The 10974-nt window shown below is 32.2% G+C and carries 7 protein-coding genes and 1 pseudogene; 6 read left to right on the top strand and 2 right to left on the bottom strand.

All coding sequences use genetic code 11. The features are described from left to right. Positions 1-5 precede the first annotated feature (5 nt). The 3 genes from A2255_07205 to A2255_07195 all read left to right on the top strand — a co-directional run bounded on the left by A2255_07205 (position 6) and on the right by A2255_07195 (position 3387). Positions 6-1493: a hypothetical protein gene (locus A2255_07205; GenBank protein ID OGI16927.1), complete on the top strand. Its 1488-nt coding sequence runs from the start codon at positions 6-8 to the stop codon at positions 1491-1493. Between the two features lie 70 nt (positions 1494-1563). Continuing rightward, positions 1564-2040, top strand: a complete 477-nt coding sequence (locus A2255_07200) for a hypothetical protein (protein OGI16926.1) — start codon at positions 1564-1566, stop codon at positions 2038-2040. A gap of 51 nt (positions 2041-2091) precedes the next feature. Then, positions 2092-3387 (top strand): hypothetical protein, encoded by a 1296-nt coding sequence (locus tag A2255_07195; protein OGI16925.1) that lies wholly within the window; start codon positions 2092-2094, stop codon positions 3385-3387. Positions 3388-3391: 4 nt separating this feature from the next. On the opposite strand, the gene A2255_07190 is transcribed toward A2255_07195, so the two are convergent. Beyond that, positions 3392-3766 carry a hypothetical protein gene (locus tag A2255_07190; GenBank protein OGI16924.1) on the bottom strand — a complete coding sequence of 125 codons (375 nt, stop codon included), beginning with the start codon at positions 3764-3766 and terminating at the stop codon, positions 3392-3394. A 646-nt stretch (positions 3767-4412) separates the two neighbouring features. Here A2255_07190 and A2255_07185 point away from each other — a divergent pair. Then, the gene (locus tag A2255_07185; protein OGI16923.1) at positions 4413-5432 is read left to right on the top strand and encodes a type I glyceraldehyde-3-phosphate dehydrogenase; all 1020 of its coding nucleotides are present in this window, start codon (positions 4413-4415) and stop codon (positions 5430-5432) included. A 272-nt stretch (positions 5433-5704) separates the two neighbouring features. On the opposite strand, the pseudogene A2255_07180 reads toward A2255_07185, so the two are convergent. Further along, positions 5705-6755 (bottom strand): annotated as a pseudogene (locus A2255_07180) (fructose-bisphosphate aldolase). A 244-nt stretch (positions 6756-6999) separates the two neighbouring features. Between A2255_07180 and A2255_07175 the strand changes: the two are divergent. Both A2255_07175 and A2255_07170 read left to right on the top strand, forming a co-directional pair. Then, the gene (locus A2255_07175; GenBank protein ID OGI16922.1) at positions 7000-9651 is read left to right on the top strand and encodes a hypothetical protein; all 2652 of its coding nucleotides are present in this window, start codon (positions 7000-7002) and stop codon (positions 9649-9651) included. 14 nt (positions 9652-9665) lie between these two features. Continuing rightward, positions 9666-10616, top strand: coding sequence for a 1-phosphofructokinase (locus A2255_07170; protein OGI16921.1), 951 nt, complete (start codon positions 9666-9668; stop codon positions 10614-10616). Positions 10617-10974 lie beyond the last annotated feature (358 nt).

Genomic DNA, 10974 nt, shown 5'->3' with positions numbered 1-10974 from the left:
ACAGTATGAAAAAGATACTTTTTATCAGCCATAAAATAAATAGAGGCGGAGCTCAATTACTCTTAAAAAACATCATCCAGGGATTAGACAGGAGTAAACTTGATTGCCATGTCTGGGCTCCAGAAGATGGAGAGTTAAAACAGGAGTATGAATCTTCTAAAATTCCTGTATATATAAAAGACTTTGCAATAGATCAAATAAATAGAGAACAAGCTATTAAATTTAACGATGATATATTAAAACAAGTCAAAAAAGTCATATCTGAATGCAAAAAACATAGAAAGAAACTGGCAATAAGATGTGCAGGAACTATAACTACAAAACTACTTAACGAATTTGACTTTTCAGAAATAGATTTAGTAGGAATTTTCGATAATAATCCGGCGCTTTTTGGCCGTGATATAAACGGATACAAAATTTATCCGGTTAACGAGCTGGATAAACTCAATGTAAATTCAATAATTATCGCCCATGCCCAACCTGAATTTCTCAAAAGAGAATTACAGGCTAAAAAAATAAAAATTTATAATATATTCTCTGAATCAAAATTTAAAAAATTCCAAAAGTCTGTTAATTACTTAGTAAATCTGTTAAAACCAGCATCATTTTTTGCACAAATTAATCCTGATATAGTTTTTGCAAATAATGCTATTAGTTTCTGGGCTGTAATTGTGGGGAAACTTCTTGGCAAAAAGACAATATGGGCAATACATGAAGCCTTTGAACCAAAAACATTCAGAGTATTTCCTCATTTTTTATATCTTCAAAGTTTTAAATTTGCAGATAAGTTTATCTTCCCCTCAAAAGCTACTTATGATTATTATAAGGATTTTGTGCCAGCCTCTAAAGCCAACATAATCTATAATGGAATTGATATTAATTGTATAGAAGAATATAAATCTCTTAATTTCCCCATAGACACACGACGAGAGTTAAATATTCCTGATAATCACGTAATAGTCTGCAATGTTGGAACAATGGATGAAATAAAAGGCCAAATATATCTAATTAAAGCTGCAATTAACTTGCTAAATTCATCAGATAATAAGAATTTTGCCTTTATAATTGTTGGAGACCCCAATAATGAATATTCGCAAAATATCAAATTGTTGATAGAAGAATCAGGATTTAAAAGCCATTTTAGAATTATTCCAGTTACAAATAATGTATATAAATTCCTTAATATCACCGATATTTATATAACCAGTTCATTTAAAGAAACATTTTGCATAGCTAACATTGAAGCAATGGCATTTAATAAACCAGTTATAGCAACAAATGTTTGTGGAATCCCTGAAACCATTGAGCATAATAATACAGGAATATTAATTTCTCTAACTAATATGGAAAAACATATTGAGGAAAATATAAAATGGTTACTGGAGAATCCTAAAGTAATGGACAAATTAGCCCAAAATGCTTATGAAAATGTATTAAACAATTTCACCTTTAAAAAATCATTAGAAAAATATGAAAAAACCATCTTATCTTAATTTTCTATTATATTCAAAATCATTGCCTGCTGTTATTATTTAATTAATATAGAAAAACGGAGTATCACTAATGAAATTATTAATAAAATCATCTGTAGTACTTGGAGCAATAGCTGGAGCCATTTTGGGAGTAATTTTATTAATTCCTTTCATTCAAGCTTTTGCTTGCTTTGCCTACGTCCTTGTTGGAGCAGGAATAGTATTTTATTTAAAAAGGAATTCTTTTGTAGGAATACTATCAACCCACGATGGCGCTTTAATCGGAGCAATCTCTGGATTTACAGCACTTGTAGCTAGCAGTTTAGTATATTTACCAATTTATTCTTTAATAAACATGGTATTTCGAGCAACATCAGGATTAAATCCTTTTGGTTCATTCTGGGTAACAAGCTACAGTTTATTTGTAATACCAATGCTGATTTTCTTTCTGGCATTATTAAGTGCATTATTTAACGCATTCAGTGGACTTGCTGTTACTTACATATATGGACTAATTGAAAATAATTCTGTTCAAGAAGATGGAGAAATACTAATTGAACAGGAATAACATTATATTTATATTAAAATATAATGTGTACACAAAATAAGTAATAAAATCATGCCAGCTATAGTTAACAATATAAATCTTGACAGCATTGCTGAAGACCTTGATATAAAACCAAAAGACGAAATAATCTCTATCAACGAAATAAAACCTAGAGATTTAATTGATTACAGGTATTTAACAGCATCTGAAGAACTTTCTCTCCATATAAAACGTTTAAATGGAGAGGAAGAAATTATTGATATAGAAAAAGATGTTGATGAAGATCTCGGAATAAACTTTGAATCTGCTGTTTTCGATAAGATTATCCCTTGTAATAATAAATGTATATTCTGCTTTGTAGATCAACAACCCTGTGGCTTAAGAGATAGTTTATACATAAAAGATGATGATTACAGATTGTCATTCTTGCAGGGTACTTATGTTACGTTAACAAACCTGACTAAAGAGCATAAAAAACGCATAGAAGCATTAAGATTAGGACCTCTATATATTTCAGTGCATACAACCAATCCTGAACTACGCTCATATATGCTCAAAAACCCAAAATCAGGAAATATCATTACTGAATTAAAATGGCTTAATAATCTTGAAATTCCTGTTCACATACAAATCGTCTTATGTCCCGGTATTAACGATGGTCAGGAATTAGATAGGACATTAAGTGATCTGACAGCTTTAAAATCAAATATTTTATCCATAGCAGTAGTACCTGTAGGCATCACAAAATACAGACTTGATAATAATCTACATAAAGTTAGTCCAGAGAAAGCTGAAGAAATAATATCGCAAATATATGAATTTAATAAGAAACTTGGTTATAACTTAGCATTTCCAGCTGATGAATTATATATTATGGCCAAACAGGATTTACCTAAATTAGAGTTTTATAATGATTTTGGACAGTTGGATGATGGAATTGGTACCTGTAGGCTATTGTTGAGTGATTTTGAGAAAAACAAAGCAAAATTACCTGCCTCTTTACCAACCCTAAAAAAGTTAACAATAGCAACAGGCAAAATAGCTTGTTATGCTTTAGAACCAATTACAGATGAATTAAATAGTATTAAAAATTTAGAAGTAAGTTTAATACCGATAAAAAGCCATTTTTGGGGATCCGATGTAACTGTTTCAGGGCTTGTTACAGGTCAAGATTTACTTGATAACCTTTTACCGATAAAATCAGAGGTTTCAAACCTGGTTTTACCATCTGTAATGCTGAGAAAATATACTAACGATTTTCTTGACAGCTTAACTATAGATGATATTAAAGATAAAATCCAGGCACAAGTTCATATAATTGACAATTATTACAGCACTGAAGAATTGGTAAGTCTTATTATTAGTTAATAAATTAGCCTTTAACCACCCTAAGTCTTCGTCTAATTAGTATATTTTGATGATTTAGTGCATCAATTTCATTGTTATAAAGACTTATATATTCATCAAGCCTTATTATATAAAAAATCATTAATATATCAGGCTGAACACCATAAATATTAACCTGTCCACCTTTTTTATTGCATTTTTTCTGAGCTGTAATTAAGCATCCAAGAACATTGCTGTCAATAGAGTTAACTAATGACATATTTATTAGGATGTTTACCTGGTCACGTTTTATTAAATCATACAAAGTAGACCTTAAAATCCTTATTACCTGATCATTAAGGTTTAACGAATGTATATCAATTATTACTTGATTTTTTGAGTTTCTTATACTAATTCCCATTTCCTACTCCATAAATACTTAAGACAGAAGATTTAAATCTTCTGTCTTAAGTATGCATATGCAACTTTCTTGACTGAATAGCCTGTTAATAATACTGTAAGAAATCTCTTAATTTCCAATAGAAAAGACCTCTTAAAGGCTACAAAAGAGCTGAACTCCAGACAAACAACAATACTCATTTAGTACTCCCAAACTAGAGTGCACATCCCATTAATTTGAAGTTCTAAATAATAAAACATAATAAACACTCTAACCTTACTAATATATAAGATTTTTAATAAGATAAAAATCGATAATTATTATAATCTTCTTGCAACTAAAGTATATTTCTTTGAAATATACGAATATGCTTAAATTAGCACTATTCTTAATCTTTTAGGTCACTTTAACCTAGTACTCTGATACAATAATTTAAAGACTTCAGTATATTCCTGTAGGAGCCTTGCCTGTTAGACAGGCACAGCGACGGAGAAAATATTCCCATCTCCATAATTTATTGGTCAAAGTACTAAGTTAAATTTTTTACTTTTATTATGTCTGTTTGGAGATTGCGTTTTAGGTGTCATTATTTCAATATTACTTACCTGAATATTTTTGATTTTATTCAGGATTTTTATTGAAATAATGCTATTTTTGGGGGATTAAGATGTCTAAAGTAGGTATAAATGGTTTTGGTAGAATAGGGCGTAATACTTTAAGAGCAGCTATTGAGAAAAAAATATTTGATAAATTAGGTATTGTTGCTATTAATGATCCTGGTATGAATCTTGAGATGGCTGCTATTCTTCTGGAATATGATACTGTAATGGGCAGATTTAAGGGTGAGGTTAAAGTTGAAAATGATAGTTTAATTGTTAACGGTAAAAAACTTAGATTATTTGCTGAGAAGAATCCTGCAGACATTCCTTGGAAAGACTTAGGAGTAGATATTATTATAGAATCATCAGGTTTTTTTACTGACGCAAATAAGGCTAAAGCTCATATTGATCCTGCTGGAGCTAAAAAAGTTATTATATCCGCACCTGCTAAAAATGAAGATGTAACAATTAATCTAGGCGTAAACGAGAATATGTATGATTCATCCAGACATAACATAGTGTCGATGGCGAGTTGTACAACGAATTGCTTGGCTACCGTAGCCAAGGTTCTTCTTAAAGAATTTGGAATTGTTAAGGGAATGATGACAACAGATCATGCATATACAAGTAGTCAAAAACTTCTTGATGCTCCCGATCATAAGCATATTAGACGAGGCAGGGCAGCAGCCCAAAACATAGTTCCAGCATCTACAGGTGCTTCAGAAGCTACAGAATTAGTCCTTCCTGAGCTAAGAGGTAAATTAGATGCTATAGCTTTAAGAGTTCCTGTTGCAGATGCTAGTATTATCGATTTTGTAGTTTTAACAGAGAAATCAGTTACAGTTGATTCAGTTAATCAGGCATTTAAAAGAGCTTCTGAAGGAGAATTAAGAGGTATTATGGGTTATTCTGAAAAGCCTCTGGTAAGTTCGGATTTTATAGGTTCTCATTATAGTAGTATTGTTGATTCTGAATTAACAAGAACTTTAGGCGATAATATGGTTAAAGTGCTTGCCTGGTATGATAATGAGATGGGATATTCAACCAGACTTGCTGAATTTGCTGTATTTATGATTGAAAGATTATAAAAGTAGTATTCATAAGGGATTTTACTTTAAAAGTTGATACATAAATTTATGCTTTAAGATTGCCACGCAAGAATAATTGATGCTGGCTATCCACGATTCATGGCTCGCAATGACAATGCGGAGTATTATTTGATACTTATGACAGTGTAAAGCACCTCGCAATTGACATTCTTTATTCTAGGCAAGCACCTTGAAATATAAATTTCTTGAGAATTATATGGGCAAGGTTGTTACAGAAGTTGCCTTGACTGTAATTCCATGTCATTCATATCTTAAGCTATAGTAACTTCGTTAGAGAGATACACGTCTTGAATTGCATTTAAGAGTTTTATCCCTTCATCCATTGGACGTTGGAAAGCTTTTCTTCCTGAAATTAATCCAGAACCACCTGCTCTTTTGTTAATCACAGCGGTTCTTATCGCTTCAGCAAAATCATTTTTACCTGAAGCTCCTCCAGAATTAATTAAGCCTACTCTGCCAGCATAACAATTTAATACTTGATAACGACAAAGATCTATCGGATGATCTGAAGTAAGTTCATTATAAACTTTGGAACTTGTTTTACCAAAGTTTATTGCTTTGAATCCACCATTGTTTTCCGGCAATTTTTGTTTAATAATGTCAGCTTCAATTGTCACACCTAAATGGTTTGCCTGACCTGTAAGATCAGCGGCAACTTCGTAATCCTTGTCTTTTTTAAAATCAGGATTTCTAAGGTAGCACCATAAGATTGTCGCCATTCCTAGTTCATGAGCAAGAGCAAAAGCTTCTGAAATTTCTACTATTTGTCTTCTTGATTCGTGTGAACCAAAATAAATTGTTGCTCCAATAGCTGCTGCTCCAAGATTCCAGGCTTCTTCAACTGTACCAAATAATGTCTGATCACATATGTTTGGATAGGATAATAGTTCATTATGATTTATTTTTGCTATAAATGGGATTTTATGTGCATATTTTCTTGATACTGCTCCTAAAAACTCCAAGTGTGCTTGCAACTGCGTTACATCCACCTTCTATTGCTAATTTAACTATATTTTCGGGGTCAAAATATTTAGGATTAGGAGCAAATGCTGATCCGGCACTATGTTCTATCCCTTGGTCTACGGGCAAAATTGATAAGTACCCTGTTCCTGCCAGCCTGCCATGATTATATATTCGGCTTAATGATTGTAAGACCCTTTGGTTTCTGTCTGATCCTGTCCAAATCTTATCTATAAAATCAGGACAAGGAATGTGAAGTTCTTCTTTAGAAACTTTAGCTTGATATTCCAAAAGATTATTTGATTCATCTCCAAGTAATTCGCGTATTTTATCAATATTCATAATTAATTCTCCAAATAATTTACCCAAGAATAATGATTACTCCTTTGGGGCGGAGTCGCCTTCCCTGTAAGTAGGTTTAATTTTAAACAGTTTACTTAATATTAAGAGTTTTTTGAAAAGTAATTAAAACTGGAAGGAGTTTTTCTTATAGCTCATCAGGTTATTTATAAAAACGCTTAATGGATTAATAATTGTTTAAGAATACTTTGTTTATTCTGTATCAAGGGTGATTAGGGTTTATAAGATGTATTATAAAAAAACAGTAAAGGATGTTTTTGAAGAATTTAGTACCAATGAGTATGGCCTGTCTAATGAAGAAGCTAAAAATAGGCTGCAAAGCTATGGCTCCAATATTATTATAGAAAAAGAAGCCATATCTGTTTGGAAGATAGTTATTAATCAGTTTAAAAGCCCATTGATTTATATACTTGTAATAGCTGCTGTGTTTACGACTTTAATAGAGCATTATATTGATACTGGAGTAATATTAGCTGCTGTTTTATTAAACACAATAATTGGCTTTTTTCAGGAATATAAAGCTGAAAAAGCTATGCAGGCTATAAAAAAATTAGCTGCACCAAAAGCTACAGTTATTAGAGAAGGTAAAGAGGATAGAATCAATTCTGAAGATATAGTACCTGGTGACATAGTGATTTTATCAGCAGGAAATAAAATCCCTGCTGATATAAGGCTTATTCGTGAAAGTGAGCTTAATGTGGATGAATCTACGTTAACAGGAGAATCTATGCCTGTTGACAAGAATACTGAAGTGATTTCTCAGGAGAATGTACCAATTGCAGATCGTAAAAACATGGCTTTTATGGGCACAATAGCTACTCATGGCTCAGGCAGAGGAGTGGTTGTAAGAACAGGTGAAAAAACACAATTAGGAAAAATATCTCAACAGATAAAGACCACAGAAAAGGAAAGGACTCCTTTACAAAAGAGATTGGCAGATTTTAGCAGAAAAATAGGTATGCTTTCAATTGGCTTATCCTTGTTTGTATTTATAGTTGGTATTATAAAAGGCTTAGCCGTTACACAAATGGCAGTATTTGCTATAAGTATGGCAGTTGCTGTAATTCCTGAGGGTTTACCTGTGGTTGTCACAATTACTATGGCTATTGGTTTAAATAGAATGGCAAAGAAGAATGCAATAATAAGGCAGTTAATTGCAGTAGAAACTCTCGGAGGATGTAATTATATATGTTCTGATAAAACAGGAACCATTACAGAAAACAAGATGACTGTCATAAAGGCCTATATTAAGGGCAAAAATTTTGAGTTTAAAGGTATTGGATATAAGCCTGAAGGTGAAATTTTGCTTGATAGTGAAAAAATTCAAAAAGATGATAACTTGTATAAATTACTTTTATCGGGTTTGTTATGTAATGATTCTAACTTATATGAAGAAAATGGGGTTTGGAATGTAGATGGTGATCCAACTGAAGGTGCTTTAATTGTATCAGCAGCTAAGTATGGAATTGATGTAAATGAAGAAGAATATAAGTATAAACGTGTTGATGAATTACCATTTAGCTCAAAAAAACAGTATATGGTAACTATGCATCAAATTGATGATAAATATACAATATTTGTAAAGGGTTCTCCTGAAAAAATATTAGGTTTCTCAGGAAATGAAGATAATAGAGAATTAAATATTCAATCTATCAAGATGGCAGAAGCAGGTTTAAGAGTTTTAGGTTTTGGAATGAAGCAGCTAAATGCTACTTCTTCTGAGAATATAAATCTTGAGAAGGAAGCAACTGAAGGATTAGATTTCTTAGGATTTCAGGGAATAATTGATCCACCCAAAGAGAGCGCAATTGAAGCTATAAAAGGAACTAAAGAGGCGGGCATTAAAACGGTTATGATAACAGGGGATCATAAGGAAACCGCTACTGTCATTGCAAAAAGGATAGGCATATTTGGTATAGATTCAATAGCTGTTACCGGACAGGAACTTGATTCTAAAGGGGAGAACTTTCTTAAAGATAATGTAGAAAAGATCAGTGTCTATGCAAGAGTTTCCCCTCGTCATAAGTTGGAAATTGTAGAGGCTTTACAGGATAAAGGTAATGTAGTTGCAGTAACCGGTGATGGGGTTAACGATGCTCCTGCTCTTAAGAAGGCAAATATAGGTGTTTCTATGGGCAAAGGAGGAACTGATGTCGCAAAAGAAGCTTCTGATATGATTTTGAAAGATGATAATTATGCTTCGATATTTGAAGCTGTAAAAGTAGGTAGAATTATTTTTGATAATATCCAAAAAGTAGTATTTTTCCTTTTAGGCACCGCTGTTGGGGAAGCTTTAATTATTATTTCGAGTTTATTTATTGGCTTACCTTTACCTTTCCTTGCAACTCAGATTTTATGGATAAATCTTGTAACTAATGGGTTACAGGATGTTGCACTGGCTTATGAGCCCGGTGAAGAAGATATAGCTAAAAGGCCTCCAAGAGATCCTAAAGAGAGAATTATTAGTTCGTTTCTATTAAAGCGTTTAATCATTGTAGGTGTGGTAGTTACTATAGGAACGTTATTTTTGTTTTGGTATAAACTAAGTCAGGGACATACTTTGACTTATGCAAGAACTACAGCATTTAATACTATTGTGTTTTATCAGTTTTTCCATACTTTAAATTCCCGTTCTTTTGAAAAATCTGTTTTTAAAATGTCCCCATTTGCAAATCCATTTTTATATGTAAGTCTTATTTTATCTTTAATTGCCCAGATAAGCGTTTTAACGTTTGCACCTTTACAATATATTTTTGGTACTACAGAGCTTGATGCAGAAACCTGGATTCAGACTATTTTTATGTCTTTAACAATAATTGTTGCTATGGAAATAGATAAATTATTTAGAAAAAGACCCACTATGGTTGAAAAATCATAAAAAAGGAGTAAATGATGATTTTATCTGTTACTTTAAATCCAAGTCTTGATTATGTATTACAGGTTAATAATCTGGCTCTTGAAGAGACTCAGAGAGCGCAGGGAGCCTCTTTCTATGCTTCAGGTAAAGGTATAAATGTAAGTAGAATGCTTGTCAGATTTAGTGTACAAACTTCATCCTGGGGCTTTGTAGGTGGACTAAACGGAGATAGACTTTTAAGAATTCTTGAAGATGAAGGAATTGACTCAAGATTTATTCCTTGCAATGATGAAACCCGTATTAATGTTATAGTTACTGAACTTCCAACCTATAAACAATTAAGAATAAGTGCTAAAGGGCCAAATATATCAGGTGAAGAGTTAGATAAGTTATATAAAAGAATTAAAAATTTGCCAGAAGAGATAGAATTTGTAACTTTTGGCGGAAGTTTGCCTCAAGGTGTTTCATCTGACATATATAAAAATTTAATCGAGATAATTCAGTCAAAGAATGTTAAATGTGTTTTGGATACAAGTAATGAACCTTTAACTCTTGGAATTCAGGCTAAGCCATATTTGATTAAGCCTAATTTGCATGAATTATGCCAAATTATTGGCACTGAAAAGCTGAGAGATTTAGAAGAAATAAAAGTTGCTGCTGCACAAATTGTTAAAAGTGGTGTGAAGAATGTAGTTGTTTCTTTAGCAAAAGATGGGGCTATATTTGTTAATGAAAATAAGATTATTCACGCTTTAGCGCCTAATGTTGAAGTTAAAAGTAAAGTTGGCGCAGGAGATTCTATGGTGGCCGGGCTAATTTATGCCCTGCATCGTAATATGTCAGAAGAAGATACCATAATTTATGGTATTGCTTTTGGAACTGCGGCAGTTTTGACTCCTGGTACAGAATTGGCTTATAAGTCAGATGTAGAAAAATTGATGGGAAACATAGAAATTGCTTCAATTGAAGAGAATAATTATGTTTAGCATTGTGGTTTGTATCAATATAATGTTTAGTGTTTGCCTAGAAAATGTTTGAATACACTAATAATATAGTATGTCATTGCGAGCACCGAAGGTGCGTGGCAATCTATCTGGTGAACATTGGAAAAATTACCACGGTGACACAGTCACCTTTTTAAATTCATCAATCTTAGTATTAAAACTATGATTATAGCCTTTAATGGTGCAGCTTTGCCGCTTCCTCGTAATGACGGCGATTTTTTAAATTTTATAAATACTGAAAACTGCAAATATTACCAATCATTAAATATTATTCTAATCAAGCACCTTTTTTAATTCAATTATAGCAAGCTTTTTGTCGATTTAACAATTCGGTTTAAGG

It is taken from the genome of Candidatus Melainabacteria bacterium RIFOXYA2_FULL_32_9 (assembly GCA_001784615.1).
Classification (GTDB): Bacteria; Cyanobacteriota; Vampirovibrionia; order Gastranaerophilales; family UBA9579; genus UBA9579.
The sequence above is the reverse complement of the archived record's forward strand: the minus strand, read 5'-3'. Positions and strand labels throughout refer to the sequence as shown.

Bases quoted from the DNA above. Each gene is read 5' to 3' on its own strand.
- A2255_07205 (OGI16927.1), top strand. From the start codon at position 6: ATGAAAAAGATACTTTTTATCAGCCATAAAATAAATAGAGGCGGAGCT.
- A2255_07200 (OGI16926.1), top strand. From the start codon at position 1,564: ATGAAATTATTAATAAAATCATCTGTAGTACTTGGAGCAATAGCTGGA.
- A2255_07195 (OGI16925.1), top strand. From the start codon at position 2,092: ATGCCAGCTATAGTTAACAATATAAATCTTGACAGCATTGCTGAAGAC.
- A2255_07190 (OGI16924.1), bottom strand. From the start codon at position 3,766: ATGGGAATTAGTATAAGAAACTCAAAAAATCAAGTAATAATTGATATA.
- A2255_07185 (OGI16923.1), top strand. From the start codon at position 4,413: ATGTCTAAAGTAGGTATAAATGGTTTTGGTAGAATAGGGCGTAATACT.
- A2255_07175 (OGI16922.1), top strand. From the start codon at position 7,000: ATGTATTATAAAAAAACAGTAAAGGATGTTTTTGAAGAATTTAGTACC.
- A2255_07170 (OGI16921.1), top strand. From the start codon at position 9,666: ATGATTTTATCTGTTACTTTAAATCCAAGTCTTGATTATGTATTACAG.